The 21,917-nt window shown below is 70.5% G+C and carries 17 protein-coding genes; 3 read left to right on the top strand and 14 right to left on the bottom strand.

The window, feature by feature from the left end; all coding sequences use genetic code 11:
• Positions 1 to 70: 70 nt before the first annotated feature.
• From OHA73_RS31545 to OHA73_RS31530, 4 genes are all read right to left on the bottom strand, one after another.
• The gene (locus OHA73_RS31545) at positions 71 to 778 is read right to left on the bottom strand and encodes a response regulator (protein WP_266714966.1); all 708 of its coding nucleotides are present in this window, start codon (positions 776 to 778) and stop codon (positions 71 to 73) included.
• Complete coding sequence (locus OHA73_RS31540) at positions 775 to 1,932, bottom strand: sensor histidine kinase (protein WP_443063148.1); 1,158 nt, start codon at positions 1,930 to 1,932, stop codon at positions 775 to 777. Before OHA73_RS31540 ends, OHA73_RS31545 begins: the two co-directional genes overlap by 4 nt.
• Positions 1,929 to 2,435: a DUF1453 domain-containing protein gene (locus OHA73_RS31535; protein ID WP_266714965.1), complete on the bottom strand. Its 507-nt coding sequence runs from the start codon at positions 2,433 to 2,435 to the stop codon at positions 1,929 to 1,931. Before OHA73_RS31535 ends, OHA73_RS31540 begins: the two co-directional genes overlap by 4 nt.
• A 184-nt stretch (positions 2,436 to 2,619) precedes the next feature.
• Entirely contained in the window at positions 2,620 to 4,743 is a 2,124-nt protein-coding gene (locus OHA73_RS31530; RefSeq protein ID WP_267068924.1) for a DNA gyrase/topoisomerase IV subunit B, read from the bottom strand.
• 440 nt (positions 4,744 to 5,183) lie between these two features.
• Between OHA73_RS31530 and OHA73_RS31525 the strand changes: the two genes are divergently transcribed.
• Positions 5,184 to 5,414: a DUF7455 domain-containing protein gene (locus tag OHA73_RS31525; protein ID WP_266714963.1), complete on the top strand. Its 231-nt coding sequence runs from the start codon at positions 5,184 to 5,186 to the stop codon at positions 5,412 to 5,414.
• Between the two features lie 103 nt (positions 5,415 to 5,517).
• Here OHA73_RS31525 and OHA73_RS31520 read toward each other — a convergent pair whose 3' ends face one another.
• From OHA73_RS31520 to OHA73_RS31490, 7 genes are all read right to left on the bottom strand, one after another.
• Positions 5,518 to 6,351, bottom strand: coding sequence for a serine protease (locus OHA73_RS31520; RefSeq protein WP_327656705.1), 834 nt, complete (start codon positions 6,349 to 6,351; stop codon positions 5,518 to 5,520).
• A 161-nt stretch (positions 6,352 to 6,512) separates the two neighbouring features.
• Positions 6,513 to 8,057, bottom strand: a complete 1,545-nt coding sequence (locus tag OHA73_RS31515; protein ID WP_327656704.1) for an RNA polymerase sigma factor — start codon at positions 8,055 to 8,057, stop codon at positions 6,513 to 6,515.
• Positions 8,058 to 8,520: 463 nt separating this feature from the next.
• Positions 8,521 to 9,405 (bottom strand): FadR/GntR family transcriptional regulator, encoded by an 885-nt coding sequence (locus tag OHA73_RS31510; RefSeq protein ID WP_266714960.1) that lies wholly within the window; start codon positions 9,403 to 9,405, stop codon positions 8,521 to 8,523.
• Positions 9,406 to 9,568: 163 nt separating this feature from the next.
• Positions 9,569 to 11,578 (bottom strand): ATP-binding cassette domain-containing protein, encoded by a 2,010-nt coding sequence (locus OHA73_RS31505; protein ID WP_327656703.1) that lies wholly within the window; start codon positions 11,576 to 11,578, stop codon positions 9,569 to 9,571.
• A 225-nt stretch (positions 11,579 to 11,803) separates the two neighbouring features.
• Entirely contained in the window at positions 11,804 to 12,565 is a 762-nt protein-coding gene (locus tag OHA73_RS31500; RefSeq protein ID WP_266714958.1) for an NUDIX hydrolase, read from the bottom strand.
• Between the two features lie 106 nt (positions 12,566 to 12,671).
• The gene (locus OHA73_RS31495) at positions 12,672 to 14,600 is read right to left on the bottom strand and encodes a glycogen debranching N-terminal domain-containing protein (RefSeq protein ID WP_443063147.1); all 1,929 of its coding nucleotides are present in this window, start codon (positions 14,598 to 14,600) and stop codon (positions 12,672 to 12,674) included.
• A gap of 413 nt (positions 14,601 to 15,013) precedes the next feature.
• Positions 15,014 to 16,477, bottom strand: a complete 1,464-nt coding sequence (locus OHA73_RS31490) for a DUF4192 domain-containing protein (protein WP_327656702.1) — start codon at positions 16,475 to 16,477, stop codon at positions 15,014 to 15,016.
• Between the two features lie 132 nt (positions 16,478 to 16,609).
• On the opposite strand from OHA73_RS31490, the gene OHA73_RS31485 reads away from it, so the two are divergent.
• Complete coding sequence (locus OHA73_RS31485; RefSeq protein ID WP_327656701.1) at positions 16,610 to 18,772, top strand: RecQ family ATP-dependent DNA helicase; 2,163 nt, start codon at positions 16,610 to 16,612, stop codon at positions 18,770 to 18,772.
• Positions 18,773 to 18,995: 223 nt separating this feature from the next.
• Entirely contained in the window at positions 18,996 to 19,634 is a 639-nt protein-coding gene (locus OHA73_RS31480; RefSeq protein WP_327656700.1) for a hypothetical protein, read from the top strand.
• Between the two features lie 81 nt (positions 19,635 to 19,715).
• Here the strand turns inward: OHA73_RS31480 and OHA73_RS31475 are convergent, their stop codons facing one another.
• The 3 genes from OHA73_RS31475 to OHA73_RS31465 all read right to left on the bottom strand — a co-directional run bounded on the left by OHA73_RS31475 (position 19,716) and on the right by OHA73_RS31465 (position 21,801).
• On the bottom strand, positions 19,716 to 20,351 hold the full coding sequence (locus OHA73_RS31475; protein WP_327656699.1) for a hypothetical protein: 636 nt from the start codon (positions 20,349 to 20,351) through the stop codon (positions 19,716 to 19,718).
• Between the two features lie 69 nt (positions 20,352 to 20,420).
• The gene (locus tag OHA73_RS31470) at positions 20,421 to 21,122 is read right to left on the bottom strand and encodes a ribonuclease HII (protein WP_327656698.1); all 702 of its coding nucleotides are present in this window, start codon (positions 21,120 to 21,122) and stop codon (positions 20,421 to 20,423) included.
• Positions 21,123 to 21,174: 52 nt separating this feature from the next.
• On the bottom strand, positions 21,175 to 21,801 hold the full coding sequence (locus tag OHA73_RS31465) for a TetR/AcrR family transcriptional regulator (protein WP_327658557.1): 627 nt from the start codon (positions 21,799 to 21,801) through the stop codon (positions 21,175 to 21,177).
• Positions 21,802 to 21,917: the final 116 nt, after the last annotated feature.

Below are 21,917 nucleotides of genomic sequence, written 5' to 3'. Positions count from 1 at the left end.
ACTGCGGCCGCGGACCAAGGATGGACAGAACGGGAAGATCCCGGACGCTCTCCGCAGACCCTTCACCCCATTAGGTGATGGACGTCCCCGGCGGCTTCGCGAGTCCGTGCCGATACGCGTAACGGACGGCCTGCGCGCGGTCCTTGAGCCCGGCCTTCGCGAACAGGTTGTTGATGTGGGTCTTCACCGTCGCCGTGGAGACATGCAGTGCCCGGGCGATCTCCTGGTTCGTCAGGCCGTCGGAGATCAGCACCAGGACCTCGGCCTCCCGCGCCGTGAGCCCGTCGGGTGGCTCTATCGGCTCCGGCACGGTGGCCTCGGGCTGCGACAGTCTTTCCAGGAGCCGCCGCTGGATCTTCGGCGAGAGGCCCGCGTCACCGGACAGCACGCCCTCCACCGCCCGGACGATCTCGTCCCCGTCGGCATCCTTCGTGAGATAGCCGCGCGCTCCCGCCCTGAGTGCCGGAAAGAGCGACTCGTCGTCGGCGTACGTGGTCAGGATGACGACCTGGGTGCCCGGGTACTCCTGCCGGATCCGTCTGGTCGCCTCCGCTCCGTCGCAGCGCGGCATGCGAAGGTCCATCAGGACGACGTCCGGGGCCAGTTCGGCCACGAGCGCGACCGCCTCGTCACCGTCTCCCCCGGAGCCGACGACCTCGATCCCGGGCAGCAGTCCGAGCAGCATCACGATGCCTTCGCGCACCACCGTCTGGTCATCGACCACCACCACGCGGGCCGGTGGCCTCCCCGCGCGCACCCCCGCCTCGGCCCCACTCATACGGGAACCTTCAACTTGACCACGAAACCCTCCTCGTACGGCCCCACCTCGAGCGTGCCGCCCAACAACTCGGCTCGCTCCTTCATCCCCAACAGACCGTAACCGCCACCACTGACAGTGAGCTCCTCGTGAGGCCGGGACGCCCCCGAGTCCCGCACTTCCAGGGCCACTTCACCCGGCCCGTACTCCAGCCGGATGTCCGTCTTCGCGCCCGGCGCGTGCTTGCGTACGTTCGTCAGCGCCTCCTGCGCGACTCTGCGCACGGTCTGGGACGCCTCGACGGACAGCGGCCGACGCCCGCCTCCCACCGTGAACGTCGCCCCGTCAGAGGACGCGACCAGCTCCCGCAGGAAGTCCTCCAGTGGTGTCATCTCGCCCCGCAGCGCGGACAAGGCCTGCCGGGTCTCGTCGAGGCCGTCCCGGGCCATGCCGCGGGCCGCCACGACGCGCTCCAGGATCTGGTCCCGGTCCGCCCCGCGCTCGATGAGGAGCCGGGCGGCCTCCAGATGCACGAGCTGGGCGGAGAGGCTGTGCGCGAGGACGTCGTGGATCTCGCGCGCGATCCGCGACCTCTCGGCGAGCGCCGCCGACTCGGCCTCGGCGGCACGCGCGGCACGCTCCTGCGCCAGGGCCCGCTGCGCGCTCCCCCGCGCCTCGGCGTCCAGGCGCAGCACATACGCGGAGAGGCAGAGCCCGATGGCGACGACGGCGGTGGTCAGCCAGGCATCGTCGTTGACCACCGCGAACCCCGCGAGCGCCACCGCGGTGGCAGGTACCGAGGCGGCCAGGGGCAGCCGCTCCAGCGCGGAGACCGCACAGCCGCACCACAACACGATCGCCGGCCCGATGAATCCGGCCCACTGGGCCAGCACGGCGACCGCCACCAAAAACGCCAGCAGCACGAGAGAGGGCCACAGCCGATGGTCGAGCGTGGTGCGGAAGAACGCCCAAGCCGCCGCCACGCACGCGATCAGCAGTACGGGCCCCAGGATCAGCGCCTGGTCGCTGATGTCGCGCTGTGTCACGGCGGTCCACACAAGGACCGCGACCACGACCACCCGCACCGTGCGGGCGAGCATCCGCCGGGCGCGGGTGACGCCCTCGCGGGAGAGCGCCTCCCGGGAGGGCCATTCCGTCCAGTTTCCGCGGATCACCTACGGTCCTCCCACGCCGGCTGGGCGACAGGACCAACGTACGCCGAGCGCTCCCGGTCGGCCCGCAGCATCAGCAGGCCGGAGCGGACCAGGAGCGAGACGGCGAAGCCGAGCATCAGGCTGGAGCTGCCGAGGTGGACGCCCAGCGCCAGACCGACGCCCGCGACGGACCCGCGGGCCGCGACACCACCGAGCCAGGCCCCGGCCGTCGCGACGGTGCCCTTGGTCCACACGTCGCCCCGCTCGTCCGTCCAGACGCGGGTCGTGAACGCCCACCCGATGCCTATGCCCACGCTCACCAGCACCTCGACGGCAAGCAGGACGACCGAGCCCGTCACGTGGTGGGGATCCGTCACCGCGCCGTCCTTCAGTGCGAGGACCGCGAGGATCGCGGGCAGGAGCCACCACTTCCGGTCGCCGGACAGGCGCTCCGTCTTGAACTGACGCATCAGTACGAGCGCGACAACGGCGACGATCACCAGGATGGTGGGGAGCCCGGACATGACTGCCTCCGTGGAGCGGTCGGGAGCGAAGTGGTTCAACGCCTTCGACGCTACGGAAATCGGCAGGTCAGGGGATCGGAGCCGGGGTGGATCGCGGGTGGATCATGCGGCTCCACCCGTGGGTGGAGCCGCATGAGGTGACCTGCGTGGCGGGGACGCGATCACCGCCTCCCCGCCCTCGTCGCTACATGTCGATGCGCGACCGGTCGAGGGTCGACGCGGAGCTGCTGATGAACTCCTTGCGCGGCGCCACATCGTTGCCCATCAGCAGGTCGAAGACGTGCTCCGCCGCCTCCAGCTCGCCGATGTTGATCCGGCGCAGCGTGCGGTGGCGCGGGTCCATCGTGGTCTCCGCGAGCTGGTCGGCGTCCATCTCACCGAGACCCTTGTACCGCTGGATCGAGTCCTTGTACCGCACACCCTTGCGCTGGAGCTCGAGCAGCGTCTCGCGCAGCTCTCGGTCCGAGTACGTGTAGATGTACTTGTCCTGGCCCTTCTTCGGCTGGACCAGCTCGATGCGGTGCAGGGGCGGCACGGCGGCGAAGACACGGCCGGCCTCGATCATCGGCCGCATGTAGCGCTGGAACAGCGTCAGCAGCAGCGTACGGATGTGCGCGCCGTCGACGTCGGCGTCGACGAGCAGGATGATCTTGCCGTAGCGCGCCGCGTCGATGTCGAAGGTCCGGCCGGACCCAGCTCCTATGACCTGGATGATGGCGCCGCACTCCACGTTCTTCAGCATGTCCGTCACGGACGACTTCTGAACGTTGAGGATCTTGCCACGGATCGGCAGCAGGGCCTGGAACTCGGAGTTCCGGGCGAGCTTGGCGGTACCGAGCGCGGAGTCGCCCTCGACGATGAACAGCTCGCTGCGCTCCACGTCGTCACTGCGGCAGTCCGCGAGCTTGGCGGGGAGCGACGAGGTCTCCAGGGCCGTCTTACGACGCTGCGCGTCCTTGTGCTGACGCGCGGCGATGCGGGTACGGGCCGCGGCGACGGCCTTCTCCATGACGGCGCGGGCCTGCGCCTTGGCGTCGCGCTTGGTGGACGACAGGAACGCCTTGAGTTCCTTGGCCACGACATTCGCGACGATCCTGTTGGCCGCCGAGGTGCCGAGGACCTCCTTGGTCTGGCCCTCGAACTGCGGCTCCGCCAGACGCACCGTGACGACGGCCGTGAGGCCCTCCAGTGCGTCGTCCTTGACGACGTCGTCCTCGGCCACGCGCAGCACCTTCTGGGCGCGCAGAACCTCGTTCATCGTCTTCGTGAGCGAGCGCTCGAAGCCCGCCACATGAGTACCGCCCTTGGGCGTGGCGATGATGTTCACGAACGACTTGATGCTCGTGTCGTACCCGGTGCCCCAGCGCAGCGCGATGTCGACACCGAGCTCACGCTGGACCTCGGTCGGCGTCATCTGGCCGTGCTCGTCGAGCACGGGGACGGTCTCCTTGAAAGTGCCCTGCCCGGTGAAGCGGAGGACGTCGCAGACCGGCTTGTCCTGCGCCAGGTACTCGCAGAACTCGCTGATGCCGCCGTCGAAACGGAAGGATTCCTCGCCCTTGCTGCCACCCTCGCCGAGGCCGAACTCGTCGCGGACGACGAGGGTCAGGCCCGGCACCAGGAACGCGGTCTGCCGCGCGCGCTGGTGCAGGTCGCTCAGGGAGAGCTTGGCGTCCTTCAGGAAGATCTGGCGGTCCGCCCAGTAGCGGACGCGGGTGCCGCGTCGCGCCTTCGGGACCTTCTTGACCTTGCTCAGTCGCGCCGAGGGGTCGAACGTCGCGTCGGGTCCGGGCTTGGCGAAGGCGCCGGGGACGCCACGCCGGAAGCTGATGGCGTGCGTGTGCCCGCCAAGGTCCACCTCGACATCGAGACGTGCCGACAGCGCGTTCACCACGGAGGCGCCCACGCCGTGCAGACCGCCGGAGGCCGCGTACGCGCCGCCTCCGAACTTGCCGCCCGCGTGGAGCTTGGTCATGACGACCTCGACCCCGGAGAGGCCGGTCTTGGGCTCGACGTCCACGGGGATGCCGCGGCCGTTGTCCCGGACCTCTACAGAGGCGTCGTCGTGCAGGATCACCTCGATGCGGTCGCAGTAGCCACCGAGGGCCTCGTCGACGGAGTTGTCGATGATCTCCCAGAGGCAGTGCATCAGGCCGCGGCTGTCGGTCGAGCCGATGTACATGCCCGGACGCTTGCGTACGGCTTCGAGCCCCTCAAGGACGAGCAGGTGCCGCGCGGTGTAGTTGGAACCGTCCCGGTCTGCTCCGGTCAGCAGCGCTGTGGACGGCACGGACGTATCGGCGGTCACGCGGTTCGCTCCTCGCTGAATTTCAGATGGGGCCCTCACGAATGAAGGGCCGGCGTCGGTCGCCGTTCAGAGGGTACCGAGGCCTGGTAGAGCCTTTGTCACGCCACCCTCACCTCAGCCCAGACTAGTCCAGGATCGCATGCATGTTCGATCCCTCGATGGAGTGACGCCCACATCACGTTCCCTTCCAGGCATGAACCATTTAGGCTCCGGGCACGTCCTCATGAACAAACCGGCAACCAGCCGGGGGAGGACCGACCTGACAGAACGCGCGAACCCGTAAGACGTTAGAGACGCAATACGGCACATTCGCCGCCACCCGGCGACAGACAGCCGGCCTCGAAGAAATTTTTCGAGGAAAAGCCGCGAGCGGGAACGTTTTCGGCCTGGTTGGATGTTGACCCTGGTACGACAGCTCGTCGAGCTAGAGAAGAGGCGACGTGACTACTGTTCTGACCCCCGCGACCCCCCTGACGGCCGCTGACCGCTGTGACCGTTGCGGCGCCCAGGCATATCTGCGCGTCGTTCTGATCAGCGGTGGTGAACTGCTCTTCTGCGCCCACCACGGTCGCAAGTTCGAGCCGGAACTCAAGAAGATCGCCGCTGAAATACAGGACGAGACGGAGCGGCTCACCGCCGATCCGGCAAGCGCCGAGACCGAGGAACGCTGACGCCTCGCACACACGACGAGTTAGCTCCGGCATCAGGCCGGTGATCGGGCGGCTGCCCCTGCACCCCAGGAGCAGCCGCCCGTCCTCGTATCCGCAGAACGCCTCAGGCGTGCTCCCGCAGGACCCGCAGCGCCTCCGAGGCGCGCGTGTAGACACCTGGGCTGCCGGCGCGCCCACAGCCGCTCCCCCACGACACGAGACCGATCAGCTTGCCCCTGGCGACCAGCGGACCGCCACTGTCCCCTTGGCAGGCGTCCTTGCCGCCACCGGACTCGCCCGCGCAGAGCATCGACGAGGGCTTGTACGTTCCGTCGTTGCCGCCCGGCGGATACGCCTGCTTGCACTCGGCGTCGGCAAGCACCCGCACCCGCGCGGCGTGCAACGTACGCGCGTAGTCGCCCGCTCCCGTCGTGTCACCCCACCCGTAGACGGACGCACCGGTGCCGGCCCGATACGCCGGGTGCCCCTCGTCCGCCATCGGGAGCACATCTCGCTCAGGTAGCCGTGTGTCGAGTGTGAGGACCGCCACATCGCCGGCGTTCGTCCGGCCGTCGTACGCCGGATTGATCCATTCACTGCGCACGGACACCTCGGCGCCGTCGGACGTCTCGAGATCGCCGCGGCCGACGATCGCCTTGAGGTCCCGCACCTGATCGCGCGGCACTCCGAGCACGTCCTCGCTCAGGCAGTGCGCCGCGGTGAGGACCGTCGACCGCCCGACGACCACTCCTCCGCAGAACTGACCCGCACGGGTTCCGCCGAACCGGTCACGGCTCGCGAGCGCCACCACCCAGGGGCTGTTGGAGGCATCGGCCTGATGGCCCCCGACGATCCCCTCGTCGGCGGCCGCGGACTGGGGGGAAGCCAACGGCAGCACCGCCGCCGCGGCCAGCACGGCCAGTGGAGCGGTCAGCACTCTCGCGAAAGAGCGACGCATACGGTCTCCTCACTCAGGGTTGCAACGGCACACCCAGAGTCATTCAGCGCGACACGCCGCGCACTGTGAGGATCCGCCCGGACCCGCCGACGACGAAGGCCCGGCACCTTCCCGCGAACGGGGAAGTGCCGGGCCTTCTGAGGGCCGCACAGCGCCTGTGACTAGTCGAGGTAGTCCCGCAGGACCTGCGAGCGCGACGGGTGGCGCAGCTTCGACATCGTCTTGGACTCGATCTGGCGGATGCGCTCACGCGTCACGCCGTAGACCTTGCCGATCTCGTCGAGGGTCTTCGGCTGACCGTCGGTGAGACCGAAGCGCATGGAGACGACGCCCGCCTCGCGCTCGGACAGGGTGTCGAGCACGGAGTGCAGCTGCTCCTGGAGGAGCGTGAAGCTGACGGCGTCGGCCGGGACGACTGCCTCGGAGTCCTCGATGAGGTCACCGAACTCGCTGTCGCCGTCCTCGCCCAGCGGGGTGTGCAGGGAGATGGGCTCACGGCCGTACTTCTGGACCTCGATGACCTTCTCGGGGGTCATGTCGAGTTCCTTGGCCAGCTCCTCCGGGGTGGGCTCGCGGCCCAGGTCCTGGAGCATCTGGCGCTGCACGCGCGCGAGCTTGTTGATGACCTCGACCATGTGCACCGGGATACGGATGGTGCGGGCCTGGTCGGCCATGGCGCGGGTGATCGCCTGACGGATCCACCAGGTGGCGTACGTCGAGAACTTGTAGCCCTTGGTGTAGTCGAACTTCTCGACCGCGCGGATCAGACCGAGGTTGCCCTCCTGGATGAGGTCCAGGAAGAGCATGCCGCGGCCGGTGTAACGCTTGGCCAGGGAGACCACCAGACGGAGGTTGGCCTCCAGGAGGTGGTTCTTGGCGCGGCGGCCGTCCTCGGCGATGATCTCCAGCTCGCGCTTGAGCTTGGGAGCGAGCTTGTCGGCGTTGGCCAGCTTGTCCTCGGCGAACAGACCGGCCTCGATGCGCTTGGCGAGCTCGACCTCCTGCTCGGCGTTGAGCAGCGGGACCTTACCGATCTGCTTCAGGTAGTCCTTGACCGGGTCGGCGGTGGCGCCGGCGGCGGCGACCTGCTGGGCCGGCGCGTCGTCCTCGTCGTCGTCGGACAGGACGAAGCCCTGGCCCTCCTTCTCCTCGGTGGCCTCACCCTCGCCGGCCTTGGCGGGGGCGGGGGTCTCCTCGGTCGCATCGTCCTCAAGAAGGTCGTCGTCCTTCTTGGCGGTCTTCTTCGCGGCGGTCTTCTTGGCGACCGTCTTCTTGGCAGCGGCCTTCTTGGCCGGCACCTTCTTCGCCACGGCCTTCGTGGCCGACTCGGCCTCCTCGTCGACGGCCTCGGCGGCCGGCGGCTCGGGAGTGGTGGTGGCGGCGACCTTCTTGGCGGTAACCGTCTTGGCCGCGACGGTCTTGGTCGCGGTGCGCTTGACCGGACTCTTGGCTGCGACGCTGCTCTTTCGGGGACGCTTGGGCTCAGCGGCACTGACCATCAGCGTCACACCCTCTTCCTCGAGGATCTGGTTGAGGCTGCGCAGAACGTTCTTCCACTGAGTGGCCGGAATCTGGTCGGCTTCGAACGCACGGCGCACGTCGTCGCCGGCGATCTGGCCATCAGCCTTTCCCCGCTCAATGAGCGCCATGACAGAGACGGATTCGGCGATCTCCGGCGGGAGCGTACGGGATGTGCTGGCCGACACGAACAACCTCTCGGAACGTTGGAAAACGGCTTCCGGCCCCGTCCTGTGTGGACCGGAGCCGACGACCGCCGGCTTGGGGATGGGCCGACGGCGCGGGCAGGAGCCTGGGAGATGGACAGCGCCACAAGCGGCTGCTGTATTCCCTCCTCGGCTGTCACCTCTTAGGTCATCGCGCTGCCCCGAGGAGCGTTACGCCCAATCTGCGTGGCCCGAGTCACACCGCGTTATCGGTCAAAGACTGACTGATACGGACAGAAAGGGTCATGCGGCTGCACTCGTCCGGGCGTCCAACGACCTCGAGGGACGGATCCCCTATAGGAGAACGAATCTTCCACCTACGCCTCGAGTCGCCGGATGGCGCCCTTCTACACATGCTCCGTGTCCACTCGTCCACGTCGCACATGCGGCACCGTCCGGCGACACACGGTTCGCCCGCCCCCGCCCCGCCGCGCCTCCGGCGCGGTCAGTGCTCGCGGGGAGCCGGGACCACGCGCTCCACCTCGGGGTGGACGATGAGCAGCTGCCGCATGGCCGCCTCGGCACCCGCACCATCGCCCGCAGCGAGCGCGTCGACGATGCGCGCGTGGTGCGCGACGACCGCCTCGTTCGGACGGTCGCAGCCGATGACCGGGCCGCCGGAGACGTGCAGGGCGGCGGACACGATGCCGGAGAGGTGCTCGAGCATCCTGTTGCCCGCGAGCTGGATGAGCAGCGAGTGGAACTCCGCGTCGGCGCGCGAGAACGTGATCGAGTCTCCCTGACCCAGCGCGTGCCGCATGATCTCCACCATGTCGGCCAGGCGCTGCTGCACGTCCTCCCTGCCGTGCCCCGCGGCGAGCCGCGCGGCGAGCGGCTCGATCGTCCACCGCAGCTCGCTCAGCTCGCGCCGCTGACTGTCGCGCTGCGGCCCGAAGGCGCGCCATTCGATGATGTCCGGGTCCAGCAGGTTCCAGTCACTGACCGGCCGCACGCGCGTGCCGACGTTCGGCCGGGCACTGACCAGGCCCTTGGCCTCCAGTACACGCAGGGACTCGCGGACGACGGTGCGGGAGACCTCGAACCGCTGACCGATCTCCTCCGGAACCAGCGGGCGGTCGGCGCCGAGGTCACCGGAGACGATCATCTGCCCGAGCTGCTGGACGAGTTGGCCGTGCAGACCGCGCCCCCGGCTGCCGCCGGCACGTCGGCCCACCCGGCCGAGATCAGGGTCCGGGCTCTCCCATGCGGGGCCGCCGACACGGTCGGCGGTCGACTCCACATAGGGGTAGCGGTCGAGTTCGCCCGGTCCTGCGAGGCCTGAGTCGGCGGAGCGGGCGGCGGTCATCATGGTGTGCGCAAGGGTACTCACGGAATCTGTTGTCGGCGCCGTCCCCAACTCCCTTGAGGTCTTTGGTGAAAAGCACACGAAAGGGTGATCTCCCTCCTCGCTGCACTTGACGCCTTATCGGAAAGAAATGGGCGTTCTACGGGGAGTTGCGCTCAGCGAGGTATCGGAAGGCGTCGGCCGGTCGTCACCGCACCCGAGTACGCAGCGCCGTGAACAGATATGCGCAGAGCAGAGCACTCAGCGACAACATCAGCGCGCCGCCCACGGGTTGAGTGATCATCCGCATCCCGGCGGCGGCGAAACGCTCGATCCCGAACGGCCAGTCCATCAAGGCAAGATCACGCAGGCGTCCCGGAAGTCCCGTCGCCGTTCGCACAGATGGTCCCTCCAAGGCCTTCTGTACGAGCGGCACGATGATGATCGGCACGGCCACCACGGCGGCAAGTCCGGCCGCCGTGGACCGGAACAGACCGGACGCGAGAACACCCGCCCAGGCGCATCCGACGACCAGAGCGAGCCAACTCGCGCTCAGGGAGAGCCACTCGGCGGGAACTTGCGTGAGCTCCGATCCGTATACGAGGTAGAGCAGCGTGGCGTCACCGACGACGGTGAGGACGCCCAGGAGGAGGGCGGCCGCCGCGCCGACGAGCAGCTTCGCGGCGAGAAGTCCCAGGCGGCGGGGGACAGTTCCGCGGTCGGCTGCGAGTGCGGGGTGGCGGAATTCCTCACCGAAGGCGAAGGCGCCGAGCAACCCTGCACCCAGGGCGGCCGGCGGCAGGGGAAGCACCTGCGGCCAGGCCGCGATCAGACGTGGCTGCGGTGTGTGTCCGGCACGTGCGAGCAGCACGGAAAGGACCGCGGAGACGGCGAGCACGAGTGCGACGGTGACGTGACCGGTGGCGATGCCGGTCGCGCGCCGCAGTTCGTAGCGCACCGGGCGCAGCGGGCCGCGGGCGGTGCGCACGGTGATCGGTGGCGGCAGCGTCGGCAGGGCGACGGACGTCTCGCGTGCGGATTCGGCCTCAAGCGCACGGCCGTTCGAAGCGGCTCGGCGCCGCGCCACCGGGGCCGACGCCGCATCGGCCAGTGGCACGAATGTGCTGGTGGGGGTGAGGGCGTTGAGGGGCGTGGCCACCGCGGGGGGATGCGCCGGGCCGTCGGTGCCGGTGCCGGTTTCGGCGTGGGTGCAGGTGCCGGTTTGGACGTCGGCGTCGGTGCCGGTTTCGGCCCCGGGGCCGGTTTGGGCGCCGGTGCGCGCCTCGGCGTCGCCACCGCCGTTGCCCGACCGGTCTTCGGTGGCGACAGATGCCGCCGCCGAAGGGCCCGCGTCGCCGATCTCGTCGGCGAGTTGGTGCACGAGGATGCCGTGCCGGAACGCGATGTCCCCCACGTCCGCGCAGGTGCTGCCGTACACCGACAGCCGACTGCCGTCCTCCGTGACCACTTCGACCGAACGTTTGGCCGTGCGCGCTTCCTTCGCCAGGAGGACGCCGAACCTCGCGGCGTGCGGGCTGCGGACCGCGATCCGGGGCCGCAGCCGGGTCCGGGCGAAGTCGGCGACGTCCTGGTCCGCCACCACCTTGCCCTCGTCGAGCGTGACGACGCGGTCGGCGACCCGCGCCGCCTCCTTGGCGTCGTCGGTGGTGAAAAGCACCGTGCCACCGAGCGCGGCATACTCCCTCAGGATGCCGTGCAGCCAGCTGCTCTCCCGGGCGGAGAGGCCGGCCACGGGATCGTCGAGCACCAGCGTGTGCGGGTCGGCGAGCAGCGCGCAGGCCAGGCCGAGCCGTCGGTCCATGCCGCGCGACAGGCTGCCCAGGCGTTCCTCTCGCAGGCTCACGAGGCCCACCACCTCGAGCACGTCGTCCGCGCGTCGCACAGGTACACCGGCCGCGGAGCAGAGCATGCGCAGGTGTCCACGGACGGTTCGGGCCGGATGGCCGGGCACGTCACCGAGCAGTACGCCGACTTCCCGCGCGGGATGAGCGATGCGGTGCAGCGGGCGGCCTCTGAAGTAGGTGACGCCACGGCCTTGTTGGAGTTCGAGCATCAGGCGTACAGCTGTCGTCTTGCCCGACCGCCGTGCGCCGAGCAGGGCGGTGACACGGCCGGCGCGCGCGTCGAAGGACACGTCGTCGACTGCGGGCGGGCTCCCCTTGCGTGCGTTACTCGTCAGTCCGGTGGCCTGGATCATCGCTTCTCTCGCAGGATGGGCGACCGCTCGGCGGCCGGGGTCCGCCCGCAGGCAGGGCGACGGGCAAACCCCTCGGGTACTTCAGCAAGATAACGCGATATTTAGCACTTTTCGGGCATCGCGCTTACGTGAGTGCCCACGATTCCGGGCCTCCCCCGGTATCGCCGCGACCCACCGGGCGCCGCCCGCACCGCGCGTGAGGTGGCTGCCTCGCCGCGGAATCGATCAGGCTTCCGGTCGCAGCATCGGCGGGTTGAGGAGCGTGGCCCCACCGGCACGGAAGAGCTGGGCCGGCCGACCACCCTGTCGGGTGGTGGTGCCGCCGGTCGGCACCAGGAAACCCGGGGTGCCCGTCACCTTGCGGTGGAAGTTGCGCGGGTCGAGGGCGACGCCCCACACGGCCTCGTAGACGCGGCGCAGCTCGCCGACGGTGAACTCGGGCGGGCAGAACGCCGTCGCGAGCGAGGAGTACTCGATCTTGGAGCGCGCCCGCTCCACACCGTCCGCCAGGATCTGCGCGTGGTCGAAGGCCAACGGCGCGGCCTGCTCGTCCTCGCGCCCGTAGCCGCCGTGCTTCAGCAGCGCCTCCACCGGGGCCCACCGTGCGCTGTGCGCGTCGCCGCCGGGGCGCGGCGCGGGCAGGTCCGGGGCGAGCGCGAGGTGCGCGACGCTGACCACGCGCATCCTGGGATCCCTCTTCGGATCGCCGTATGTGGCCAGCTGCTCCAGGTGTGCGCCGTTGTCCTGCGCCGGTGCCATCGGGTCGTGGGCGCACAGCCCCGTCTCCTCGATCAGCTCGCGCGCGGCCGCCGCCGTCAGGTCCTCGTCGTCCCGTACGAACCCGCCGGGCAGGGCCCAACGCCCTTGAAACGGCGGTTCACCACGGCGTACCGCCAGCGCACACAGTGCGTGACGACGCACGGTCAGCACGACCAGATCGACGGTGACTGCGAAGGGCGGAAAGGCCGACGGGTCGTAGGGCGACATGGAACGATCATAGTCGTCTGCCTGACGATAAACACTCCCTTCGCTCCCCTGCCCCGCCCTGGGTCGGGCGGTGCGCAGTGGTCCCGGCGCGCCGTGCTCTGCGCCCTCACACTCCCAACTGCAGTTCGTCCGCGGCCTCCTCCACCATGGCGAGGCCGAGCCTGCTGACGCGTACGGAGAACACCTGGCCGGCGACCCGCAGCCCGGTCAGCCCGATCTCGCCCAGCGGGGCACTGCGCATCGGCGACAGCGCCACCGTCCGGGCCGGTACGTCGGGGCGGATGCCCGCGAGCGTGGCCAGGAGGTGCACTCCGGCCGCGGCCGAGACGGCAGCGGGTCTGCACGCCGCGGGGTGTGGCAGCGGAACGCCTCCCTCGACCCGCTGCAGCCCCGCGTACATCTCGGGCAGCCGGCAGTCGAAGGCGTCGGCCGCGTCGAGGACGCCCCTGATCAGGGACGCCGCCTCCTTCTCGTACCCGGCGGCGGACAGGCCCGCGACGGCGACAGCGGTCTCGTGCACCCGCACCGCCCCCGAACGGTGCCCGAACGGGTTGTACGACGCCTCCTTCACGCCCAGACTTCTGAGCCCCCATCCGGAGTCGAGCCCCGGCCCGCCGAACAGTCTGGCGAGGTGCTCGGTCTGCACCTTGTCCAGCAGGCCCGGCGCCCACGCGCCCGAGCCGAGCAACCCGGTGTCCAGAAGGTGGGCGGCGCCGCTGCCCAGCCATGCCGACCTGCGACCGTCCGCCGTGCGCACGGCCGCCGGTCGACCCCCGCCGCGGTCCTCGACCCAGAAGTCCTCCTGGAAGCGCCGCCGCAGTTCCTCGGCCCAATGGCGCAGTTCACCGCCGCCAGGTCTGTCATGGGCGTCCAACAGGTCGGCGCCGAGCAGGGCGGCCCGGTGAGCATGTGCCTGGGTCTCGCACCGCTGCGGGCCGCCCGGGCCGGGGTCCGGGATGTAGGGGCCTTCGCGCGCGGTGGTCCGCAGCCACTGCAGACAGCGCTCGGCGGCCGGCAGCAACTCCGCCACCTCGGACTCGCCCAGCCCCCAACGTCTGGCCTCGGCGAGCAGGACCGGGAACAGGAGAGTGGCCTCGATCCCCGTGCAACTGGGAGGCAGTTGCTCACCCGCCTGCCGCCACGGCCCCGGCAGCTTTCCGAACGCCGCTCCGGGCTCACGCAGCTGCGTACGGGCGAGCGCTCGCAGGGTGCCGAGGGCGAGCCCGGTCCCCAGCGGCAAGGCCATCCGGGCGGCCGCCAGCGCCTCGGCGGGAGCCGGACCACAGCGCCACGGAGCGCCCGCGGCCGCGCAGACGTCCGACGGATGCGCGGGATCACGCACCAGGAGCGCCTGCAGGTCGGCGACGCAGGCGCGCAGCAGCGGGCCCACGCGCGGGTCGTCCCCCTGCGCCGTGGCCGGGGCGAACGGTCGGATCGCGCTGTGCCCCGCCGCCCTGCCGACACCCTCGCCGGTTGCCCGTACCTGCAGTCGCACCGTGTGCCTGCCGCCCGGCGGAAGCTCGAACTCCCAGCGCAGCAGGCCCGCGGATGCCAGGGCGTCCATCGGCGGAGGCGTCACCGTGACCAGGACAGTCGGCCCGCTGCCCGTCGGCGACGACCAACGCAGTCCGGAATCATGGACCATGGCGGGCAGTTCACGCCCACCGTTCCCGGCCGCCACGGCGCCGAGGTCGGCGAGGTCGGTACCCAGGGCCACTTCGAGCGGCAGCCGCAGCGTCCGCTGCGCGGAGCTGTGCAGCGTGATGTCCTCCGTGCCCTCCGCGTGCCGGATCCGCTCGACGACGACGTCCGGGTCGGGCCCGGCATCCGAGGACACCCGTAGGGTCGCCGTGAAGCAGGACCGGTCCGCGGAGATCATGCGCGCCTGCACGGCAAGCGGTTCACGCCCTGCCACTCGAATCTGACAGCGCGACAGCAGGCGTCTGCCCCGGTGGTAGAAGCCTTCAAGCCCTTGCCCCGTCAACTGGCCCTGGCTCGATGAGATCGCGAGGCCGGGCAGGGCGACACAGATCAACGCCTGGTGAACCGGGGCAAGTTCCGTACTCCGCCGCAGCGCACGGGCCGGTCCCGTCGAAGGCGCCTGGAGACCGGGGTGGCCCGGCGGCGTACGCGGTCGCCCTTGCGCAGGATCGGGCGGCACGGCACCGGGGGTCCGATGCGGGGCCGTTGCCCTCGGCGCCTCACGGACCGCCAGGGGGCCACGGGGCTCGTCAGTGTCACGCACCGTAGACGCGTACTGCGGCGAAGCGTCGGACGTCATCTTCGCTCCTCTCCCGCTGCGGGTACGGCACGCGGCCGACCTGCCCTGCACCTCGGCGGCGCGGACCGGCCGCCGCCACCGCTCAACGAGATGAACGGGGCGCGCCCACTCCAAGTAACGCCACAGGGTCGCGAAGCGAGAAAGGGGTCCTGCTGGGCAACTGGTCCTCATCCGTCGCCCCTGGTCCGGTGGCGCCTGGGGCGGCGGAACTCCGTCGGCCGCCGAGGTGCACGCGCACCCGCCCGCGCAGGGCGCGTCCCGGCTCCGGGACGCCGCTCACCCCGCCGGCGCAGGGCGGCCTCCAGGCCACGGGCGGCACGGGACATACCTGGATCGGCGGCGCCTCCGGGGACGGCCACCGCCGAAGGTCGAGGTCCGTCGATTCCGCCCGCACCCGTGGCTTCGCCCTCGGCCACCCCGGTCGGTGTGTCCGATGCCGATTCCGGGGCCAGGCCCAGGTCCGTGTCCAGATCCAGGTCGGTGTCCAGGTCCATGTCCAGGTCCGGGTCCGTCCGCTTCGCCCGCAGGATGCGTCGCACGGGCTCGGGGTCGAGCCCGTCGGCCCGTGCTTCGTTGAGCAAACGGGCGAACACGTAGCGCGGGTCGGCGCCGAGGGCCATCTCCAGTGCCTGGTCCGCCTCAACGGTGTCGCCGAGCGACCAGGCCACCCAACCCACGAGCGCCAGCGGCGCGGCGGCGTACTCCCCGTAGGAACCGACGCACCGGCGCGCCAGCGCCCGCCACAGTCGCAGGGCGTGGACGGCCTCCTCGCCTTCCATCCACTCCGCCGCCCGGTCTCTGGTCATCCGGTCCTGGATGCCGAGAATCAGCGACGCGGCCTCGTCGTGCGCCAGCAGTTCGTCGTCCTTCAGGTCGGCCGCGAGCGCGTCGACCGCCCCCGGCGCGTCCGCGAGGCGCCGCATGACCAGGCGGGCCAGATCCAGCGTCTCCGTCTCCACCTCCTTACGGGGAGTCCCGTCGAGGATCCTCGGCACGAGCTCCATCGCCGCCGCGTCGAGAGCACGCGTCTGATCCGTGACGAGCGCCGTCTCCCAGGGGGCCAGGCGCGCCCTCATCCTCCCCAGCGACCCTCGTACCTGAATGCCGGCGAAGGCCGCCGTGGCGGCCATCACCGAGGTGCCGTCGGTGGCGATCGCGTTGCCCTCCACCGGGCAGCACTCGGCGCGTGCGCAGCAGTAGGACCAGTACCTGCCCTCCGAGAGGCACAGCGCTTCCGTGACCGGCACGTCGAGACCTCCGCACTCGGTGCGGAGCAGCTGCGCCAACGGCCTGAGCTGCTGCATGATCTGCCGCCCCGCGCCGGGGCCCGGGGTCGGGGCGTCCTGGCAGAGGAACGCAACGACGCTGTCGGGGTGGCCGTCCCTGCGCTCGCACTCGCCGATCAGGCACTGGGCCATCTGTCGCGCCACGGCCTGCCAGTCCTCGGTGCGCTCGGGAATGCCGAGCCGCACCCGACCGCCGAAACGCCCCTTGTGCAGGGCGACCAGGACGATGCTGTCGTCGGGTCGGAACCCGAGCAAATACGGGAGCGCTTCGGCGAGTTCACCTGCCGTGCGGAGGGTGATCTTTGCTTCGCCGGTCATCCCGGCCGGCTCGCTGTGATTCGTCATGCGCCGACCATGCCCCGGAACGCGATACTCCGGTTTGGCCTGTGGATAACCTCGATCAGGGACACGACACGAGTTGTCCACAGTCGGCGAGCTCGTTCGCGTGATGTCAGTGCGATCGGGTTGCATGGGGGCATGAGCAACGAAGAGCTGCGGACAGCCGCCGATACCGTTCTCGCCCGTCTCGTCGGCGATCCGAGCGGCAAGGCCAGACTGCGCGAGGACCAGTGGCGCGCCATCGAGGCCCTGGTCGCCGACCATCGGCGGGCCCTCGTCGTGCAGCGCACCGGCTGGGGCAAGTCCGCGGTGTACTTCGTCGCGACCGCGCTGATCCGCCACCGCGGCGGCGGCCCGACCGTGATCGTCTCCCCGCTGCTCGCGCTCATGCGCAACCAGGTGGAGGCGGCGGAGCGTGCGGGCATTCGCGCCCGCACCATCAACTCGTCGAACACCGAGGAGTGGGACACCGTGCGGGCCGACGTGGCGGCCGGCGAGGTCGATGTGCTCCTGGTCAGCCCGGAGCGGCTCAACAATCCCGACTTCCGGGACAACGTGCTGCCCCAACTCGCCGCGGCCACGGGCCTCCTCGTCGTCGACGAGGCCCACTGCATCTCGGACTGGGGGCACGACTTCCGGCCCGACTACCGCCGCCTGCGCACGATGCTGGCCGAGCTTCCGCAGGGCGTTCCCGTCCTGGCGACGACGGCGACTGCCAACTCTCGTGTGACGGCGGACGTGGCCGAACAGCTCGGAACCGGATCCGGCTCGGACGCCCTGGTGCTGCGCGGCCCGCTCGACCGCGAGAGCCTCAGTCTCGGGGTCCTGCGGCTGCCGGACGCCGCACACCGCTTGGCCTGGCTCGCCGACCATCTGGACGACCTTCCGGGCTCCGGGATCATCTACACCCTCACCGTCGCCGCGGCCGAGGAGGTCACGGCCTATCTCCGTCAGTGCGGCCACACCGTGTCCTCGTACACAGGGAAGACGGAGAACGCCGACCGGCAGCAGGCCGAGGAGGACCTCCTGGCGAACCGCGTGAAGGCGCTGGTCGCCACGTCGGCGCTCGGCATGGGCTTCGACAAGCCGGACCTCGGGTTCGTCGTCCACCTGGGCTCCCCGTCCTCGCCGATCGCCTATTACCAGCAGGTGGGCCGTGCCGGGCGTGGCGTCGATCACGCGGAGGTGCTGCTCCTGCCCGGCAAGGAGGACGAGGCGATCTGGCGCTACTTCGCCTCGCTCGCCTTCCCTCCGGAGGAGCAGGTGCGGCGCACGCTGGACGTGCTCGCGCAGGCCGACAGGCCGCTCTCCCTGCCCGCGCTCGAGCCCCTGGTGGAGCTGCGCCGCTCACGCCTGGAGACCATGCTCAAGGTCCTCGACGTGGACGGCGCGGTGCACCGGGTGAAGGGCGGCTGGATCGCCACCGGGCAGCCCTGGATCTACGACACCGAGCGCTACGCATGGGTCGCCAAGCAGCGCGAGGCCGAGCAGCAGGCGATGCGGGACTACGCGACGACGAACGGTTGCCGCATGGAGTTCCTGCGCCGTCAGCTCGACGACGAGGAGGCGGCCCCGTGCGGCCGCTGCGACAACTGCGCGACGCCGCGGTTCTCCGACACCGTCTCGCCCGAGGCACTGAACTCGGCGCGCGGTGAACTCGGACGCCCCGGCGTCGAGGTGGAGCCCAGGAAGATGTGGCCCACCGGCCTCGCGGCCGTCGGCATCGAGCTCAAGGGCCGCATTCCCGCGGGAGAGCAGGCCGGGACCGGGCGGGCGCTCGGTCGTCTGTCGGACATCGGCTGGGGGAACCGGCTGCGCCCCATGTTCGCTCCGCAGGCCCCGGACGGACCGGTGCCGGACGACGTCGCGGGAGCCGTCGTCGACGTGCTCGCCGACTGGGCCAAGGGGCCGGGCGGCTGGGCGTCCGGTTCCGCCGATGCCTCGCCGCGCCCCGTGGGCGTGGTGACGATGGCGTCCTACACCCGCCCGCAGCTCATCCAGTCCTTGGGCGCCGGCATCGCACAGGTCGGCCGCATGCCGCTACTCGGCAGCATCTCGTACGCGCCCGGCAGCGACACCGCACACATTCCGCGCAGCAACAGCGCACAGCGACTGCGCGCCCTCGACGGCACGTTGACGCTCCCGGCCGAGCTGTCCGAGGCACTCGCGCGCGCGGGTGGCCCGGTTCTGCTCGTCGACGACTACACGGAGACCGGCTGGACGCTGGCCATGGCCACCCGGCTGCTACGCAGGGCGGGAGCCGAGGGCGTGCTGCCACTGGTCCTGGCGGTACAGGGCTGAGGAACGCGTAGCGATCCAACCTTTGGGCAGGGATATTGGCGACGCATCGTCAGATACAGGAACGCGGTCCCAATTGCTCGTTGCCGTCTGCCACTACGACGGGAAGAATTGGAGCTGCTCCCCGCGCGGCTCCCCGTGATCCGGTGGACGGTAGAGCTGTGTCGCGGTGCGCTCCCCAGTCCGACCCCGCCCTCAGTGTGGGCGTGTAGCCGAAGGGAGGACCGTGACCTTCGGATTCGCTCCGTCCTCGGTGGCATCGATGTCCGCGTCCTTGATGCGCGCCGAGAGGTCCGCCGATTCCGTCAACCGACCGACAAGGCTGCTCGATCCCGCGGAGTGGGCGGCAGCCGGCATCCCACTGCTGCGCAACCCGCGCGAGGTCGTCAGCGGGCTGCACACCCGCCACCGACCGATCCCACAGACCGTCGTCATAGCCGTGCTCGACCCCGACGAGCGACTGCGGGCCAGCGCCTCGTTCGTGCGCCGCGAGAGCACCACCGACGGCTGGACGTTCCGCAACGCCCTGCTGTTCCAGCTGCGCCGGGTGATCCCGCACGACCTGCGCCGACGCACGCCGGTGCACACCGCGGTGATGCTGTACTGCCGCGAGGGGGACACCCGTTGGACAGAAGAGGACGGGGCCTGGATGTGGGGACTGCGTGACGCGTGCACCCTGCACGGCCTGCGCTGCGGCGCGTACATCACGATGACGCGGGACGGCTGGCAGGTACTCGGAGAGGGCAGGGCCGGTCGGCGCCCGAGCATGGGCTCAGTGGCCGAGGCCCTGGGTGCCGAGGAGCCGTCGGCGCCGCGCACCGGCGGCGCCGCGACGGAGGTGCTCCGCCGCGCCGCTGCGCGCTGAACGGCACTGCGGCCGTCGCGCACCCGCCTGCCGGACTCCCCGGACACCGCTTCGCGGTGCGGGCAGCCGGCAAGCGGCGCGTCAGACCCCGGCGCCCAGCAACGAGTTGATGCGCTCCGGGTCACCGCACACGACGAGCAGCGCACCGGCCCGGCCGAGCGCGATCGGCAGCGCTGTGGTGGCCACCTCGCCTGCTCCGCCGTTCACGGCGACGACAACCACCGGGCGGGACGCCGCGCGGCCCAGGGCGGAGGCATCGGCGTAGAAGACGTCGTCACGCGCGTCGTGCTGCGCCCAGTAGGAGTCCTCACCGAAGGACAGCTCGTGGGCCGCCCACGGGTGCGGGTCCCCGGTGGTGACCACCAGGACGTCGCCGGGCGCGCGGCCCGAGTCGAGCAGCATGTCGAGGGCCTCCTCCGCGGCGTCCAGCGCGCCCTCGGCCGAGGCCGGGATGAGCTGGATCTGCGGCTGGGAGGCCGAAGTCGGCGTGGCGGCAGGGGCGTTCGGCCCCGGCTTGTGGGCACCCGCCGACTCGCGCGAGGTTCGCTGCGCGGGCGGCATCGGCCTGGAGGGACCCGGACGTCCGGGTCGCGGTGGCGCCGCGGGACGCGGGCCGGGTACGGGGCGGGGGGTCGACGCTGTACGGCCGCTGGCGGGCGTGGCGCGGGGACCCTGGGCACTCTCGGGAATCTGAGGCTCCTCGGGACTGAGAGGCATGAGCTGATATCTATCAAAACGCAGGTGCGGCTCGCGTCAACGGGTGGCACGTCAGTGCGAGCGTGGCGGTCAGAAGTCGAAGCCGAGCTGGCCCTCGATCTCCGGAACGCCGACGTCCGCCCAACTGCGGGCCTTCTTGAGGTGCCGCCACTGGGGCAGCGCATCAAGATACGCCCACGAAAGCCGGTGGTACGGGGTGGGCCCCCGTTCCTCCAACGCGGCGCGATGCACCGGCGACGGGTATCCGGCGTTCGCCGCAAACCCGAAGTCTGCATGGTCGATGCCCAGTTCGGCCATCATTTTGTCGCGGCGGACCTTGGCGATCACCGACGCCGCGGCGACGGCAATGCAGGAACGGTCCCCCTTGATCACCGTACGAACCTGCCAGGGGGCACCCAGGTAGTCGTGCTTCCCATCCAGGATGACCGCGTCCGGCCGCACCGGCAGGCCCTCGAGGGCGCGCACGGCGGCGAGCCGGAGGGCTGCCGTCATCCCCAGGGCATCGATCTCTTCGTGTGAAGCGTGCCCGAGGGCATGCCCGGACACCCAGCTCTCCAGCTCGACCGCGAGAGTCTCGCGGCGCTTGGGGCTGATCAGCTTGGAGTCGGTGAGGCCCTCCGGCGGACGACGTAGCCCGGTGACGGCGGCGCAGACGGTGACGGGACCGGCCCAAGCGCCGCGACCGACCTCGTCGACACCGGCAATGATCTTGGCACCGGTAGTGGCGCGCAGTGAGCGCTCGACGGTGTGGGTGGGTGCTTCGTACGGCATGGCGGCAGACAGCGTACGCCGCCCGAGTACCGTCGCGACACCCGGCTCGCCATCAAGACGTCTGGCGGCGCAACAACGGGATCATCACGTGGTCGATCATCTCCACCAGATCCCCCTCCCCCCATTCGCTTCCGCAAACCTTCGAGCGGTACATCATCAGCGCCGGAATCACGTCACACACGCTCGCCTCGTCGACATCCGGGCGCACCTCGCCTCGCTCGACACCGCGACGCACGACTTCCTTGACCAGCTCGACACTGGGCTCGATGACGCCCTCGGTGATCACACTATGGAAGCGCTCGGCGGTGAGGGTGTCGCATTCGTGAAGCACCGCGCGCAGCGCGTAGCCGGGCCGCGAGTACATGGCCGCCCGCAACCGGCGGCACAGCTCCAGCAGGTCCTCGCGCACACTTCCGCACTCCGGCGCCGAGTCCAACGCGGGCAGTCCCGCCTGGAGCGCGTCGACGACGAGGTCCTCCTTGGAGGGCCAGCGCCGATACACCGCGGCCTTGCCCGTCTGTGCGCCCGCGGCGACGCCTTCCATCGTGAGGCCGTTCCAGCCGACCGTACTGAGCTGATCCAACGCCGCTTCCAGAATGGCCCGTTCGAGCACGGGGCCACGCCTGCGAAGCGCGGAGGCCGCCTGAGCGGGGGCGACCGTCCGACGTGAACTAACCATCATCATCTCTCCGTTGAGCCGTCCGAGAGCGGTTCGGACGCGCGGCAGCGAGCTCAGCACACGCTCACGTGCACTGATGGGGAGCCACCACCGAGCATCTCAGGCTTCACCCCTTC

Source organism: Streptomyces sp. NBC_00483, from assembly GCF_036013745.1.
Lineage (GTDB): Bacteria > Actinomycetota > Actinomycetes > Streptomycetales > Streptomycetaceae > Streptomyces.
The sequence above is the reverse complement of the archived record's forward strand: the minus strand, read 5'-3'. Positions and strand labels throughout refer to the sequence as shown.

Bases quoted from the DNA above. Each gene is read 5' to 3' on its own strand.
- OHA73_RS31545 (WP_266714966.1), bottom strand. From the start codon at position 778: ATGAGTGGGGCCGAGGCGGGGGTGCGCGCGGGGAGGCCACCGGCCCGC.
- OHA73_RS31535 (WP_266714965.1), bottom strand. From the start codon at position 2,435: ATGTCCGGGCTCCCCACCATCCTGGTGATCGTCGCCGTTGTCGCGCTC.
- OHA73_RS31520 (WP_327656705.1), bottom strand. From the start codon at position 6,351: ATGCGTCGCTCTTTCGCGAGAGTGCTGACCGCTCCACTGGCCGTGCTG.
- OHA73_RS31505 (WP_327656703.1), bottom strand. From the start codon at position 11,578: ATGATCCAGGCCACCGGACTGACGAGTAACGCACGCAAGGGGAGCCCG.
- OHA73_RS31500 (WP_266714958.1), bottom strand. From the start codon at position 12,565: ATGTCGCCCTACGACCCGTCGGCCTTTCCGCCCTTCGCAGTCACCGTC.
- OHA73_RS31490 (WP_327656702.1), bottom strand. From the start codon at position 16,477: ATGACGAATCACAGCGAGCCGGCCGGGATGACCGGCGAAGCAAAGATC.
- OHA73_RS31485 (WP_327656701.1), top strand. From the start codon at position 16,610: ATGAGCAACGAAGAGCTGCGGACAGCCGCCGATACCGTTCTCGCCCGT.
- OHA73_RS31475 (WP_327656699.1), bottom strand. From the start codon at position 20,351: ATGCCTCTCAGTCCCGAGGAGCCTCAGATTCCCGAGAGTGCCCAGGGT.
- OHA73_RS31470 (WP_327656698.1), bottom strand. From the start codon at position 21,122: ATGCCGTACGAAGCACCCACCCACACCGTCGAGCGCTCACTGCGCGCC.
- OHA73_RS31465 (WP_327658557.1), bottom strand. From the start codon at position 21,801: ATGGTTAGTTCACGTCGGACGGTCGCCCCCGCTCAGGCGGCCTCCGCG.